General features: G+C 41.2%; 5 protein-coding genes and 2 pseudogenes. 4 read left to right on the forward strand and 3 right to left on the reverse strand.

The genetic code is table 11. The annotated features are described in order from the left end of the window. Window positions 1-154: 154 nt before the first annotated feature. The 3 genes and pseudogenes from ACFIMU_RS07625 to ACFIMU_RS07635 form a co-directional block, all read right to left on the reverse strand. Entirely contained in the window at window positions 155-817 is a 663-nt protein-coding gene (locus tag ACFIMU_RS07625; protein ID WP_375696976.1) for a hypothetical protein, read from the reverse strand. Between the two features lie 80 nt (window positions 818-897). Then, the gene (locus tag ACFIMU_RS07630; protein WP_375608872.1) at window positions 898-1,587 is read right to left on the reverse strand and encodes a hypothetical protein; all 690 of its coding nucleotides are present in this window, start codon (window positions 1,585-1,587) and stop codon (window positions 898-900) included. 1,649 nt (window positions 1,588-3,236) lie between these two features. Beyond that, window positions 3,237-3,905 (reverse strand): annotated as a pseudogene (locus ACFIMU_RS07635) (type ISP restriction/modification enzyme); the annotation flags it as partial. Window positions 3,906-4,332: 427 nt separating this feature from the next. Between ACFIMU_RS07635 and ACFIMU_RS07640 the strand changes: the two are divergent. The 4 genes and pseudogenes from ACFIMU_RS07640 (at window position 4,333) to ACFIMU_RS07655 (ending at window position 17,157) form a co-directional block, all read left to right on the forward strand. Beyond that, a complete protein-coding gene (locus tag ACFIMU_RS07640) occupies window positions 4,333-6,093 on the forward strand; it encodes a ShlB/FhaC/HecB family hemolysin secretion/activation protein (RefSeq protein WP_375696977.1) in 1,761 nt (586 codons plus the stop codon). A 90-nt stretch (window positions 6,094-6,183) separates the two neighbouring features. Next, window positions 6,184-13,803 (forward strand): DUF637 domain-containing protein, encoded by a 7,620-nt coding sequence (locus ACFIMU_RS07645; RefSeq protein ID WP_375696978.1) that lies wholly within the window; start codon window positions 6,184-6,186, stop codon window positions 13,801-13,803. Window positions 13,804-13,852: 49 nt separating this feature from the next. Beyond that, window positions 13,853-14,428, forward strand: a complete 576-nt coding sequence (locus tag ACFIMU_RS07650) for an SMI1/KNR4 family protein (protein WP_375608842.1) — start codon at window positions 13,853-13,855, stop codon at window positions 14,426-14,428. 93 nt (window positions 14,429-14,521) lie between these two features. Continuing rightward, a pseudogene (locus ACFIMU_RS07655) lies at window positions 14,522-17,157 on the forward strand (DUF6990 domain-containing protein). Window positions 17,158-17,193: the final 36 nt, after the last annotated feature.

Raw genomic sequence — 17,193 nt, forward strand, 5'->3', positions numbered from 1 at the left:
TCGAGTAAGAGCATGTTTGATTTTTTTGATTTCACTGGTTAATTCATATTTTTTGCACATAGAGATACCCTCACAATCTAATGTGATAAACGTTTGATAAAATTTGGAATGGAAAATTGAGAGAGGGGCACCCCCGCCGCGCCCGCGCCATTATTTACGCAGCGTTATTTTCAATAATCTTTACAACGGTATCGTTTTCATAAACCTCACAATTTATGGGAACCCAATATAAATCACTATCTCTTTTTAATCTTGCATTGCCATATACATTACCTCTAATCACGAAATAACCAGAGATTTTCGCATTACCATAAACAGAGCCATAAACATCAGTATGACAGCCCACGCTAGCATTCCCATAAACCTTGCCATAAATTTTAGCAGCGCCACTGATAACAGCATGATCATAAACTACCGCCTTGCTATGAATACGAGCATTTCCTGATAATTTTGCATTGCCATAAACCCGCGCCTGATGATAAACCCAAGCATTATAAGAAAGATGCGCATTGTCATAAACATGAGCATTTGCATAAACGCGGGCACGGTCACATACATGGGCATTGCCATAAACACTACCCATTATAATAGCGTTATTAAAAACCTTGGCATTTTCATAAATATGGGCAGGATTTAAAACAAGAGCATTATCGTAAACCCAGCAATTGCCATCATGAGAGAGGTTACTTTCATTTTCAATAAAACCACCCAAGGCACCAGCCTTAACATCGTCAAAATCCCTTAATGCTTGGATGCGATAAAGAGTTTGATTATTAAATACACGTGTCTCATTTGTGAGTGCAAACTTCTTTTGCATAGCACAATTCCTTTATAAAGAAGATTAAATTTTAGAATGAGATTTTTAAAGAGGGACGCCCCCGCCGCGCCTAGTGTTAATTACATTGCCTCGTCATAATATTCATGACGGTAATAATCATCATCACTTCCAAATCTTGGAATTGCCTCATCATGAATTTGATCATATTCAGTTAAAGAGGCAGCGCTATGAACACAAGAAGAACCAGATACATAAGAACCACAAACCACGGCATCATCAACGACATAGGAATCATCACAAATATAAGCACCATCACTTATTTTAGCATTGCCTCCGACATGAGCATTATCACAAATAACAGACATATCGGAAATATGAGCATAACCACTTACATGGGCGTTATCATAAATTTTAACATTGCCTTCAATAACCACGGCGTTTTCAACATGGGCATTGCCATAAATCTCACAATAATCATTTATTGCCATGCCTTGAAAAATGGCATTCCCATAAATTTTAGCATCGCCATAAACGTCTACAAAAAAGCCTTTGACTTTAGCATTTTCATAAACCCTTGCATTTTCAAAAACACGCGCTTTGTCATAAACCCAGCAATTTCCTTTGTGAGATAAGTTGCTTTCCTTTTCAATAAAACCGCCTAGATCGCCCGCCTTGACATCCCCAAAATCTCTTAAAGCACGAATGCGATATAAGAAATGACCAGCTACGCAATCCATTTCACTAGTAAATTCATATTTTTTGGATGTTTTTTTCTTATTAACGGGGGTGTTTTTTACTATATTTGTCATATTTAAAGCCTAACTGTTCAATTGTTTTGAAATTGACACCCTATAAGGGCGCCGGGCGTTCAAAACACGGCAGTTAGTCCGTTGCTACGCTTTCCCTATAAGGTATTGTATAGCGTAACTACACCCGACAAAATCATCATATATGCTAATCACAGCATAAAAGATAGTCAGTTTTTTAAAGACTTTGGAAAGGTTGTTTCGTAACCTTTTCGCTAACTGTAAGTGTTTTGATCACTTGATTATTTATATAACAAAATACGTATTTATTGTCAAATAATATTTTATCTTTTTTGATATTTTTTTGTATTTTTTAAATTGCATTATGTATTAATATTATCATTTGCTTATGAATTGCCTCTTTTATATTTATGTGCTTTTAAAGCTATATTATGGGCTTTAGAAACGATTGCGTTGTTTTTTGAATCTATACATTTATAATATTTAGAAACGCTCTCATAATGCGTATTTTTACCTTTATAACCTATCAGTTTTTTTACTAAATGAATTTTATTTTTTTGTGAATTTTGTTTATAACGCATTTATCATTTGAACTATCTTAATAGGCACCGCGCTTTTATAACCAACGCGTTCATTTGCATGTGATTATGAAAACCTGCTTTTTCACGTATTCTCTATAGCTGTTATGTTCTTTATAGCCATGGCATCATTTTTCATTTTCATAAGAGAAACGATAAATAGGATAATTGTGATTTATTGCCTGTTATGAAAACATCTCAATAGAAACTGATAATTATAGAGATTAGCAAAATCCCTTTTAATAGGCTTTTGTCAGTTGTGTCAGTGTTGTCAGTTCTTTTTAGAGCCTATATTATTTTTTTAAATGAGAGAAAATTAAAATCAATATATTTCAATAGGTTAGTATTTTAATGATACAACCTTTATTAAATAGTAACACATAAATTCAACTCACAATATATATTTGTCAGTTATGTGTCAGTAAATTGAACTGACAAAAGTGATCATTTTAGTGAGACATTAAAACGTGTCTTATGAAAAGCAACTAATTACGTTATCAAAATCCTTTTTATGAATTTTTATCAGTTCTTTTGAAGATATAAACTTATGATTTTAGAGAATTGATTACAACGTGCTTTATAAAAAGCATGTGAACCTTTAAAGCCTTTCAAAAGATAGCTTGTAACTCATAAGAGATGCTATCAAGATCATTAGGTTATGAGTTTTGAAGGGATTTTGAGTTTTGAGGGTTGCTGCTATTATGTAAAAAAACGATAAAAAGTAAAAACATTATATTTCAATAGGTTAATATTTTATAGACCTAAAAAAAACAACTCATATTGATAATATAACCTATAAATTCAACTAATAATATACGTTTTGAGGGGGTTTTGACGGTTTTTACACCTTCAAAACCTATAAGCAAAATGAATATATATAACCCTCTTTAAACAAAGCTTTTGAAAAGGATAAAGCACTCATTTTAGATTACGGTATAACCTCTTAAAGGCAATGTAAAAAAATCTAACTCTATTTAAGATGGGCTTTCTTTTTAGAATAACGCATATTAGGATTGTATCTAATTAACTTCACAAAAGAGGTATAGATTATGGTTATAAGCTCTATACCCCTTATGCGTTTATCATACCCATTATGTGAGCATGCTTTATAAGTTATTCAGTTTCTCTTAATACCAAATTTGGTAGGTTTTTAACGATTTTCATTGTTTCTAAACTTACGGTAATAACCTTTTGAAACAACTCTAGAGGGTAGGCAGGGTTGCCAACGGTTTCAACAGCATAGCGATTGGCATCATTCACAATACCACTCTTTTTATCTGTCTTTACACATTGACGCCCCATAACCCATTCAAGAGCGGGTTTACCATTGACGATATACTCATAAGCTTCAAGAGGGATATCTGTTATGGTAATATTGCTATTGTAAATAACAGTTGATTTATCCTTTTCGGCTTTGCCTTTCTCTTTACCTGCTTTTGCGAATTTCATTTCAGTCACATAATAAAACTTTTCTGGATTAGAGATCTCTGTAAATTTTGGATTAGCCTTTTTAAAGGTCATTGGATAAGGTTTTACATCTTTATAATTCACGTGCAAATGACCCAGTTCACGCCCTGCTGTTACAAATTTCCAAAAATCATCAGCACTCTTTACACACGGGATACGAGGCAATTCTTTAGAGAGGTTATCCGCATAACGGGTACGATAATCTTCCGAATGCAAAAGACCGTAAACATAATAGAATAGATCATCTTTTGTTATGGTTTCATTAGGATAAGCCGCTTTAAAATAGTCTAATCCTTCATCAGTTATGGCATTACGCATTTTCTTTTTTTCTTATTTTAGTAATAAACTATTGTCATACTATTTTTCTTATCAAGCGATAATAATGGATAGTATCTTGTTGTTTCTAATATGTAACAGTTCCAATAAATTTGGTATATTCTATGAATAAGAGTCTTTACTTGAAGCTCAAGATTATATTACATGCAACACCTTAAAATTAAGAAGCATATATAGCATATGATTGTCATTTAACAGTGTAATTATACAAGCTTCAAAAGTGGGGGAAATGATATGGTTTGCACAACTAATAAAGCAGGTGTATACAGTACAGTCTATGCTTTTTTCTCAGAAATTATAAGTATTATTTTCATCAAAAAATTAAAAAATTGTTACGCGATTGGCGATTTTTTCTGTGACGCTGACGATATGGTTCATTTTGTTGCTTATTTTGAGGGCACAATGAATGCATAGATTTTTTTTCATTTTTGTTTTTGCGGCTATTTTGTGCCTTTTTTCGTTGCCGAGTTTTGCCCAAAACATTCGTGAGAAAGCGATTAATCAATCAGAGAGCATCCAACGACAACAAACGCAACAACAACGTTTTCAGCAATTACACCGTAGAAACGAAACACATGGGGTATTTTTGCCAGACGATGATACCACATCTGCCTATGGTGTTTCGCCTAGTACAACCTGTTTGCTGATCAAAAGCATTGAATTTGTTGGTGCTCAGTTGATTTCTCATACCGACCTTCATGAAGCCATTTCTCTTTGGGAAGGGCGGTGTTTGGGGATTGCCGAAATCAACAAAGTGCTCAAAGCGGTGACCAAGCTTTATATGAAGCGCGGCTATATTGCGGTGCGGGCTTATTTGCCTGAGCAAGATTTAAGCGGCGGTCATCTCAAGATTGTTGTTGTTGAAGGTGTGATGGAAGATATTACCCTTGATGGGCATAAAGTTGAGAGGAGACTTCAAGGAGAAATCACCACGGCTTTTCCAAACCTTATTGGGAAGCCGACCAATCTGCGCCAGATAGAGCAAGGGCTTGATCAAATCAATCGGCTTTTCTCACGCCAAGCCACCATTAATCTTGGTGCTGGTGGCAATTCGGGTGGTTCGATACTCGATGTTCATATTGAAAAACAGAAACCTTGGCTTATTACGCTTTCCAGCGATAATCTTGGCGCTAAAGCAACAGGGCTTTATCAAACGCGCTTGAGCCTTTCTTTTGATGATCTGTTAGGGATTAATGATCAATGGTCGTTTAGCTATCAGCGTTCTATGGATGGTGGTCCGTATCATTTTTCTCACAAGCGTCCCAATAGTGATACTCTAACGGGATCATTTTCTCTACCCTATGGCTATTGGACAACGGGTTTTGATGGGACGTGGAGCCAATATCATTCGAGTGTTAAGGGAATATTTTCCGATATTATGACAGCGGGTAAGTCTTTATCGCTTACACCGTGGATTTCACGGGTTATCGACCGTGATCAAGAGGGAAAGACCTGGGTTACAGGACGGTTGACATGGAAATATTCTGATAATTTTATTATGGGCAGTCGAGTTGATGTTTCCAGCCGTAAACTAGCTATTGCAACCTTTGAGCTTGATCATTCGCGCAAGTGGCTTGGAGGAGAATTAAGCGCGCATATAGGGTTTCATAAAGGGTTGGCAATTCTTGGCGCTTATGACGATAAAGAGCAAGAGAATGCAACAAAAAATTCACCCAAAGGGCAATTTTCCAAATTGTCTTTTTCCCTAGGCTACATGCGTCCTTTTTCGCTCAAACAATATAACTTTCGCTATAACACGCTGTTTTCAGGACAATTATCACCCGACACATTGTTTAGTTCAGAGCAAATATCGCTTGGTGGTAGTTCCTCTGTGCGTGGGGTGCGTGAGGCGATTTATTACGGCAATAATGGGGCGTTTTGGCGCAATGAATTGTCGCTGTTGTTGCCAGGTTTTTCTTCGAGAATGGGGCGTAAATTTATGAGCCAATTTGCCCCTTATATAGCGCTTGATCTGGGGGCAGTGGCCAATGATGTAAACAAAAACAGTTTTGGCGGGAGCCTCGTTGGGGCAACTCTTGGTTTCCATGCAACCGGAGATATTACGGATATTGATGTGTCTTATTCAAATATTTTAACCCAATCGACAGTGCGAGAAAAGGGAAATGCGACAGGGTTATTTCAAGTGCGGGCATTATTGAGATTTTAGAGCAAATGGGCGGTAAAAATATCGCTGCGCTGTTTATACCCATATGGGTTGTTTTTTAAAAGAGATAAAGAATTTTATGAGGAGCTGAAGATGCGGGGATTGAAAGATCAAAAGCATAGATTGGGATATGGATACAAGCTATGGCAGCGCGTTCTTTGTGTTTTGCAGCGAGGGATCCATAAGGGGCTTTCACTTGTTTTAAGTTTTTGCTTAGCTTTTCAGCCTTTGTTGTTGCAAGCACAAGCGCTTGGAGCGCGAAGTCCCGTTGCACAAGAGAGTCAAGGGATAAAAGCAGCTGATGGGGTTGGCTCTGTTTTCCGCCCCACGGTGGGGAAAGCCGGCAATGATGTGCCGCTGATTGATATTGTGCGCCCCAATGGACAGGGTCTTTCTCATAACAAATATGACAGTTTCAATGTTGATACCCATGGCGTGATTTTGAACAATTCGACTGAGGAGGTTTCGCGTTCACAGCTTGGGGGATTGGTGCCAGGCAACGGCAATTTGCGTTATAGCGGTGCAGCAAAGGTTATCCTCAATGAAGTAGTGAGTGCCAATCGCTCGCGTCTTGAAGGCGTGAGCGAAGTGCATGGGCATATGGCGGATGTTATTATCGCCAACCCCAATGGGATTACCTGTAACGGTTGTGGCTTTATTAATACACCACGGGTGACTTTATCGACTGGACAACCGATTATTGGAGCCGATGGCGCTTTGAGTGGGTTGCGTGTTGAGGGTGGTGATATCACCATAGGCGCTCGTGGGGCTGATGGGAGTGCATTAGATATTTTTGATCTTGTTTCGCGCAAGATCAGTATCGGGGGTCCCATACAGGTCAAAGGAGATTTGGCTGTTATCGCGGGGCGCAATCATTTTGATTATGACAAACGCGAAGCAACTTCTCTTGGTTCTGATGGCAAAGAGCCGGAATTGGCGATTGATTCCAGTGAGTTTGGTGGAATGTATGCGGGGCAGATCCGCGTGATTGCCAATGATAAAGGCGCCGGCGTTAAGATGCGAGGAGACATGGTTGCCAATGCAGGCGCCATGAGATTGACAAGTGATGGCAAGCTGGTGATTGCCAAAGCACGCGCCAAAGGAGCGGTAAAAGCGCGTTCTCACCACGACAGTGTACATGTGAAAGATCTGCTTTTTTCAGAAGAAGCAGTTGAACTGAAGGCTTTGAAACATGTTGAACTGGAAAAAAATGCGCGCGTTGCAGCGAGCGGTACTGTCGATGTGGGCGCTGATCTGATCAAGCTCCAGTCTCATGCTCTTCTAGCAAGCGGTATTGGGAGTGATGGTCAACAGTCAGCGACGGGTTTTTTGCACTTACAGGCAGCAAAGCTTGAGGCGGGGAATGGGAGGATAGCCGCCGGTGATCTTTTAGAGATCCAAGCAGCAACAATTGATCTAAGCCGCATGCAAGACAATGATCAAACAGGGGTTTCTTCCCTTGGCGATCTGACCATTAAAACCAATCAAATCACCGCTTTAAACAACCATATTGGTGCTAAGGGGAATATTGTCTTGAGCGCCGATGATGGGCTCACTGTAGGCGCTGGACATTATAGCGCCGGCGGCTCTCTTTTGGTGGAAGCAGCAGAGCTTACATCACGTGCGCGCTTAGTGGCAGAGCAAAAAGTTGACCTTTATGCGCATCACGGTGCCCTGATCCAAGAAGGTACTGTATTGTCCAATGGGAAGATAACGCTGGATGCCCATGGTGCCCTCAATCACACGGGTGATATTGTCAGTATGCAGCAGGTTGCCTTGACAGCGGGTGGCATGCTCACAACTTCTCAAGAGAGCACGATTTTAAGTTATGATGTGGTTTTAAGTGCTGATGCTTTAACCCAAGCAGGGACAGTGGAAGCCCAAGAGGGAGCATTAACCCTTCAAGTGCGTGATGGGGTCGCAAATAACGGCACAATGCGCGGTGAGAGTGTCGATGCTCATATTGGTGCATTTACCAATCAAGGGACGTTTATTGCAACCGATGATTTGCATTTGATGGTAAGCACACAAGAAGGCGCCGATCCGCAACAAGCCTTTCTGAAGAATACATCCGAAGGTGTCCTTCAAAGTGGTGGTGTTTTTGTTGTGACCGCAGGGCAATTAGACAATGCCGGTGCGCTTGGCTCTAGTGGTGAGAATGTTGCCCTCAATGTGGCAGGGAATGTCAGCAATAGTGGGCTGATTTACGCCAAAAAATCTATGGACGTATTCAGTGATGGTGATTTAACCAACACACAGGGCAGAATGATTGCAGAAGAGGCTCTCAGTATTGGTGGGCTGAAAGAGATACGTGCTGGTCATATAAATAATGAGGCTGGTCTTCTCAGTGCTTTAGCCGGTGAGATGAAGATTGTTGCAACGTCTTTTGTCAATAAAAGCGCTGAAGCGACAAATTCAGAGCAACAAAACGCTACACATGATGAAGGTGCGCATGTTTTAGCGCGGGATGGTTTGCGCATTGATGTGGGCAGTTTTGAGAATGTTGATGGTCTCATTTCTACGCAAGGGGCAGTCAATATTGTTGCTGATAGTGTGATCCAAGCAGGGCACATAGAGATTGAGCGTGGTGACCTTCAACTGACCAGCCACGGTGATTTAAGCAATAGTGGCACAATAGAAAGCAATGATACTATTGCTTTGCATGCGCAAAACACTCTAAATCAAACAGGGCGCATTGTTTCTAAAAAGCGGGTTGAGCTTTCCAGTGATGGCATATTGACAATGGGCGAGACAAGTGAGGTGGGCGCCTATGATGTAACGCTGAAGGCAGGCACACTCACCCAAGCTGGGCTTGTGGAAGCGCAAGGCGGGGTACTTACTCTCAACAGCCATGATGTTTTAAGCAATTCCGGTATTATGGTGGGCGGTGTTGTTGATGCGAAGCTTGGGTCTTTAGCCAATTCCGGTCAGCTTTTAGCCAGTGACAGTTTTACGCTTGTGGCAAAAAGTCATGATCCGTCATTGGGGCAAGTTGCTCTGGTTTTAAATGGTGAAGACGGTGTTCTCAAAAGTGGTGGCGCTTTTGTCTTAACCGCAGATGTTTTGGACAATGCCGGCAGTATTGGTTCAAGTGGTGATGGGGTTGCGCTCAATGTGAGCGCTGATCTGAGTAATAGTGGGCTGATTTATGCCAAGAAATCTGCCATTTTCTCCTTAGATGGGGATTTTATCAATAAGTTTGCCGATGTCATTGCTGAAGACAATCTCATCATCCGTGGCTTAAGTGGAGAGCGGGCTGGTCATGTGATCAACAGCTCGGGTCTTTTAGAAGCCGTGTCAGGCGATATGACCTTCGATGTCTCAGCGCTTACCAACATGCGTGAAGGTGGGGTTGAAGTTAGCGATAAAGTGGTTTCTCACAGGTTTGTTGCGGGAAGTTGGGAAGGCACTAATGTTAGACACCATCAGATAAAGGAAGATGTTGACACTACAATTAGCCGTCAACAACCTCATTTTACCAATAATGCTGCACAGATTTTAGTAGGACATCATCTGACAATTAATGCCGGTGATATCCGCAATAGCTATAGCTTGATTGCTGCCAATGGCAACATTGAGATGCAGGGTGATACGCTGCTCAATGAGGGGCGTGATTTAATTGAAACAACCAAGATTGTAACTGAAACGCATCGCAGGAAGAAACATTGCCACACAGTATTAGGAGGGTGTAGTATTACAGGCATAACATATTATGGCAGTACTACTGATACCAAAACAACCGTCCGCACTTATGATGCTGTTTATGGCACGATTGAAGCTGGTGGCACGCTTGATGCCAAGTTGACAGGCACTATTGACAATCATGCGGTGCGTGAAGGGGTTGAGCAAGTTGGCTTAAGCTCTGGCGAGAAAGGTTTGGCTGGTGTTAAAAACACCGATTTTGACGGTTCCAAACCACTGATTAGTGATGATCGATTAGATGGGATTATCAATGGTTTGAAAGGGCACAAAGGGCTTTTTGCACCAAGTATCCAAACACCCGCACCAGAATCCATACAGGTGCCAACGCAAGACGGGCTTAACTCTGTTAAGACAGAATTGGCTCAGACCCAATCACCGGATGTGCCGTTTTTAGTTGAGACGCGTCCAGATTTTATCAACCCAAGTAAATTTTTAGGATCGGACTATTACTTAAAAAAGATTGGTAATTATAAGCCTGAGCACGTGTTTAAAAAGTTGGGGGATGCTTATTTTGAATATCGTCTGGTGGGTGAGCAAATCTTTGAGCTGACAGGCAATCGCACTCTTCTTGATGTTGAAGATCCCAATGCTCAAATGCAAAGGCTTTATGACAATGCTGTGGAGCAGCAAGATCCCTTGGAGTTAGAGCTAGGCAAGCCATTAACACCTCAGCAGATTTCTGGGATCAAAAAGGATATGATCTGGCTTGAGACCCACCTTGTCGATGGACAAGAGGTCTTGGTACCCCACGTTTATTTGGCACCAAACACTTCTTTAGCACAAGATGTTTATGGGGCAAAAACGCAGCAAGGAAACCTTGCCAGTGCACGTTTGAAAGGCAATGGCGTTACTATAGAGACGGACCGTTTTGCCAATAGCGGCACCATATCAAGTAATGGTGCATTGCATGTTTCGACTACGCAAACTTTGTTTAATGATGGTGGTTTTTTGCTTGGCAGCGGTGCTGTCGATCTCAGCAGTGGCGATCTTTTAGCCAATTCGTCAGGGGTTATCTTGGGGAATATCATCACCCTCAATGCGAAGACAATCATTGATGGTACTGCAAAAATCCGTGACACGAATGAATATGGTTTTGTTGATCGGATCGGACAGCAGGCTCAAATCATTTCTATACAGGATTTAAACATTCACTCCCTTGGCGATTTAAGCATGACTGGTGGCCAATGGAGCAGTGGTGGACCGATGACGGTCATTGTTGATGGCTCTGCTACGTTTGGTTCATTAGTGCTAGAGAGTGACCATAAGCAGACATTGGAAAAAGGGCATTATAACGCCCAAAGCAGTGAGCACCGTTTGGCAGAAGTCAACAGTGATGGAGATTTGACCATTGTCACAGGTGGTGATCTTAACCTTGGGGGAAAGTTTAAAGCCAAGGGCAATGGGGATTTCACCAGTGGTGGTGCTCTCAACGCGATTTCAGAGCAAGATTTTAACAGTTTTGATTTGGATCTGAGGGGCAAAGAAGGCGACAAATCGAAGCAAAAGAATAAGTTTCGTCAACAGTCAACAGAAGTTACTACAAACAAAACCACGATAGAAACAGAGGGCAACCTCTCCATGCATGCGCAAAATGGGGATCTCACACTTGATGCCATAGGGGCAAAAAGTGGTGGTCAGACGCATTTGGCATCAGATAAGGGAAAAATCAAGTTTCTGACCAACAAGGATCAAGATTTTAAGGATGTTTATCAGCGTAATGAAAACCTTGTGTGGTGGAATGAGAGGGACAAAGGCTATCTGAAGGAGACCATCGAGCATGTCACCATAGATGCTAAGGGTGGCATAAAGCTTGATGCGGGCGATGGCTTTGTTGTTGAATATGAGGCAACCGGTGATTTAGACAAATCTCTTGAACAATTATCTCGCTCCCCAGGCATGGCATGGATTAAGCAACTGCGTGATGATCCAGAATTATCCAAGCAAGTTGATTGGCAAGCAGTGAAAGCTGAATTTAAAGACTGGGATTATAAAGCCCAAGGGCTGACAGAAGCTGGCGCTGCTATCGTGGCCTTGGCTGTCACGGCGGTTACGGGTGGAGCAGCCTCGGGCGCTGCCAGTGCCATTACCGGTGCTTTGGGGCTTGGCTCGAGCACTGCCATGAATGCGGCGATACAGGCAGGTGTCCAAGCGCTGATTAACAAAAGCGCTGTGGCTCTTGTCAATAATCGCGGCAATATTGCCGGCGCCTTGCATGAGCTTGGCTCTTCAAAGAATGTTCTCAGCATTGTCTCGTCGATGTTAACGGCGGGCTTAACCAGCCAAATAACGGAAATGGCAGGTGTTGGACAATCTTTGCCAAAAACCGCTCCTTTTGTCGATCGTATCGCCAGTGAAGCGGAAAAGAACCTGATCAAAGCCGCCATTGGCACAGGCGTGCAAACGGCTCTTGAGGGTGGTTCTCTTGACAAGAACTTTTTTAACAATCTGCGCATCGCCCTGTCTGATACGGTTGGCAAATCGTTGGCGGAAGAAATCGGTACCGCCAAGGCTGAAGGCAAAATAGACACGGTCACGCAGATCGTTGCTCACGCCGGTCTTGGCTGCTTAAAAGGCGCTGTTGCGAGCGGTGCTTGCTCTGCCGGTGCTGTGGGGGGTGCTGTGGGCGAAGCCACTGCTATGCTCCAGTTTCAATTGTGGGTGCAAGGCATTGTGAAAGAGGAAATGGGAGATCTAAACGGTCGCACCCCAACTGCGGAAGAGGAAGCGCGTATAAACGCAAAGATTGATGCGCAGTTTGCTGACTTTAGGGATCACACCATTGATGTCGCACGGGCTGCGGGGGGCGTTGCTGCTGCCCTTGCCGGTGGCGATGTTGATGCTGGCGCCGATGCCGCTGGTAATGCCGCTGCAAATAACTTTTTGGGGAGTGCACAACGCGCTCAGATGAAGAAAGAGTTAGAAGAGTGCCCTGATGATCAGTGTCGAAGAGATGTTAACGAAAAATGGTTCGAGATTGATGAACAACAAGATAGAACTTTTTCGACAGGAATTATGACTGGTCTCATTGCCGATATACCAATCAAGCTATACGAGTTAGCTGATGGCGCTGTGAAGAACATGATGTTACAAATGATAATATTTGCTAGCAATCCACGGGGGGGCGTTGAAAAGAGTGTTAAAGACATTGGAACAGGAGCGTCTTGGGTCGTGAGTGGACATGTGATTGATGATGTCTGGGAAGGTGCTGGTCAATTCTGGGGAGGTGTTGAGGATTCCTTTATAGGGGATATAGATTACGTAAAAGAGAATCTTGAAAAAGCGGAAGTTAACGGAGCTTTTAATGCTGGTTTTGAAACTGGAAGATTATCAGCCGGAGTGTTAGAAAACTTTGTTGGAGGCGCTGGAGCAGCCAAGGGAGCCATAAAGCTTGGCGAAAAGGCTGTGATCAAGTTCAATGCTAGGAAAGATTTTGTCCAATTCGCTTCCAAGAAAAATCTTGCAGAGCTTGCAGCTCAGGGAGATCCTGACAAACTAGCTGCTAGGAAAGAACTGACCAAACTTGCTGCTCAAGAAAAAAAGAATTGGTTAAAAGAGAAGCCCACTAAATTTACCGATAGCAAATTTGGTCAGACTAACAAAGTCTATCAGAGAGACGATTTGTTTGATCCTAACCAAATTGTTAAATGGACAGTGAATAAAAAAGACGTATGGGGTACCAATGTTGAGAGAATGGAAGCAGGAAGAGCACCTATAGGTTTTGATGGTCAACCTGTTGAGTTGCATCACCTAAAGCAAACGCATGAGGGACCCATAGCAGAAATGAGTCATGAATCTCATAAAAAATATACTTCTGTGATTCATAATAATCCTCAAAAACATCAATCACTTATAGAGAGAAAAAAGTTTGATAAGTGGAGAGAGGAATATTGGAAGGAACGGGCTAAAGGGTATAGAGAACAAAAAAACAGTAATTTAGGAGGAATAATTGATATGAGATGGGGTATCATAGGGATAGATTTTGACGGATGGGGACAGGAGCATCGGCAATAATGCTCTACGGTTGATGAAAAGAGAAAAAAGAAGTTTGGAGAAATAATCGATGAAAACCTATACCTTAGATGATGTTATACAATTAGTTGATAAATATGAAGGTGATATTGTTAATTTTTGTTCTGATGAGAATGCAGTTGATGATCTTGTGATTGAAAAAGCAGAGAAAGCTCTTGGTTTGAAGTTTACATCTTCTTACAAGAGTTTTTTGAAACATTATAAAGGTGGGGATATTGCTGGTGAAGAAATCTTTAGCCTTTATAAGCATCATATAGGTGTTCCTTTTGATGATATAGTTCACCAAAACTTAAATTATTATAGAAAACATGGTTTTGCGACACCAGAACAGCTTGTCGTGAGTTATGATCTTGATGAAACCTTTTACTTTGATTATACACAGTTTCGGGATGGTGAATGCCCACTCTATGTCATGCTTCCATTAGGCGATTGCGAATATTATGCTAGAAATTTTTATGAATTTCTTTGCAAAAGAATTAAAGTACATGCGGGGGTTGAGATACCTGATGGTGATCAACCGATTGAAAAGACTGAGAACACTCCTAGTCCGCAACCTATCCCTTTTTACAAGCGTTTTTGGAAAAAACTATGGAGGAAGGGAAATTGATGGTGAGGCAATATTTAGCCTTTCTAAAGAGCCTCAGTATTACACAAGTAATTTTTATGTAAAAGAATTACGGATTATGTTGGGGGAATGATGATGCAAACCAAAGATGTAACAGAGATATTAAAAAAGCTTTGTTGGGAGCCATATCGCGATGAAGTTGGAGATACATTTGCTTATTATCATCTTCCCGATCGCATTGTAGGCATTAGTTATGATGTTGTAGATTATGGAGAGGATGGGGAAAAATTCGGTTATCAGCTGATCTTACCACTGCTCCTTATTGCCTTGCTTGCGAATATGCTAGTGGTGAAGTATCACAGGATAAGTATGAAGATACGCTGTTTTCTGCGAAAGAGGATTTCGATGTTACAGCTTCACATCTGTCAGAAAGCCATATTAAGGAAGCTTTAAACAGAGTATTTGCATGGGCGCATGCACAGGATATTGAACAAAAATTACGTGAGGAAGCTGCTGATCACTCTCTTGTTGCAAAGGCTTTGCTTGGTGATATAGAGGCTTTAAAAGGTTACAAATCTACATCTCAATTACATATACCAGAATTTTCTGATTATCAAATAACGACGCGGTATGATCGCGTTCTTCTTTTTGCACAAGCCTATAAAAATGGGGAATTGGATGATGTTTTGGCGCGTAAAAAACCTAGAAAAAAGCTGATGAGCATCACTGCGGCAAGCCGTATTTTCAAAACTCAAGGATGGTTTGCTATGGATCCTGGAAAAATGTGGTTGGCTTTGCCTGACCGCTTTGTTGTGCTTAATTTTGGCTTAGGGTATCTTAAGGATAAGCACAATGTCCATATTGAGGCAGATACATCTACAGAAGCGATTTCTCTGGCTTGCAATTATATTCACTATGATAGAGAAGATAAACCCAGGTCGTTTAGAACTATTTATAAGCCTTTTCAGACGATTGGAGGAGGCATTTATAGTGGCATTGATAATTGTATTGATGTTTGTGTAGAAATGGTTAATGAACAAGAGCTTATCAAAATTTCTGAGCGAGTAATACAGTGGGCACGTGCTCAAGATTTAGAAATGGCGGTAGAAAACAAAACGCTTTTTCAAGAATATAGCTATTATCCAGATATTCCTTGGCATTTAGCTTGTTTAGCATTGACAGGTTAAATTGATGTCCTAAAATCCTATCAAGATTCTATCGTAGAGGGTAAGCTACCTGAGCATTTGCAAAATCTTGATGAAGAACTGGAGGAGTATGTTAATCACGCTCTTGAATTTGCTGAAAGACATCTGAAAATCCTTAATGAGCGAGAGGCAGCAGAAGGTCATCTTAGTCCACAAGTTTTGATTACTTTCAATAAAGTTGCAGAGCAATTAAAAGAAATAGGTTGGACAGTTTATCGTGATAAAAACTATGATCGCAATGCTTATTTTATAAGTAAAGACCGTATCATCAATATAATGTATAACCTTCAAAGTAATGAAGAAGAGCCGATTGTTGCATTTAAGGCTTCTCTTTCAACACTTGCCTTCTCTACTGCTTATAGAGAGATTTTCTATAATATGCCTCAATATATAGCCCTCAAAGAAGCAGAAGAAGTTTATACAGTTTCTACTACTGAATTGGATGAAGGCAAGCTAAAGCAGATTTGTGCGGACATTCTTGAGTGGGCAGATAGACAAAATATCAATCAAATTATCTATGATTATGCAGCTTTGTCTCCAGACAGTGAACTTGATCTTGTAGCGCGTCACCTCATTGCGCTTGTTTTAATTGGGGATGTTGAAAAGCTCAAATCTTATAAGGAGAGTTTTAGAAAGGGAAATCCTTTAGGTTTTGTGGAAGAAATCTCAAAATATAGAGTTGATAATCTCCTCACTCTTGCACGGGGTTATCGAACGGGTTTTCCCAAAAATGCTCCGATTTTAAGCTTGGATCCGCAAACGGCATCTGATGCTTCCAAAACTGTTGCAGGTGAGCCGACAGAGGAAGTAGAGGAAAGGGATGACAAAGATGCTCCATTGACCATGGAAAGTGCTCATGAACTTTTAAAAAGCTTAGGTTGGTCAACTGAGAAAATCAATGAGAATGACCATATGGCAAGCTATCAATTGGCTGATCGTGAAGTAGACATTCTTTATAACGACGAAATTGCCAAAGATTACCCACAATTTGATAGCGCCTTTTTGATTAGCACGGGTATTCTTTCCGCTGCTTGTAAATTCATTGATCCTACCCACACGGAAGATATCCCAGATATACAGCTTAATTTTGAAGCAAAGGGGTTAGAAATCTTTGAACCAGAAGTCACTGCGGATCGCTTAAAGCAAGCACTTGATGATGCGCTAGAATGGTCAGTCAAAGACATTGACCTTTCTAAAAGACTTCGCTCTGATTATGGCACTGCTCCTTGGCAACGGGATGCAACGTCTAAAGCAGATGATACGGATTATGCTTTGCTTCATCTTGGCGCTCTTGCCTTATTGGGCAATATTGAGACCTTACAATCTTATCAGCAAAGCTTTACGGCAGGTGATCACCTAGGCTTTGACGAGAGCATCAACAAAACCCACCTTGAACGTGCATTAGCTTTAGCCAAAGAAGTAGCAAAGGTGAAGCAAGTGAGCTACGCTTTGATTGAACGGGTGGCAGAAAAGTTTGATGATCAACAAGAGGTTATCAGCAAGGAGCAATCCCGCTCGTGGAAAGAGAAAATAGTCAATTTTATCGGAAAAAAAGACAAGAAATAGCACCTAAAAAATATCAAAAAGATTTCAAAAAATTTA

The sequence above is a fragment of the Bartonella sp. AC70YNML genome (assembly GCF_042196545.1).
Taxonomy (GTDB): domain Bacteria; phylum Pseudomonadota; class Alphaproteobacteria; order Rhizobiales; family Rhizobiaceae; genus Bartonella.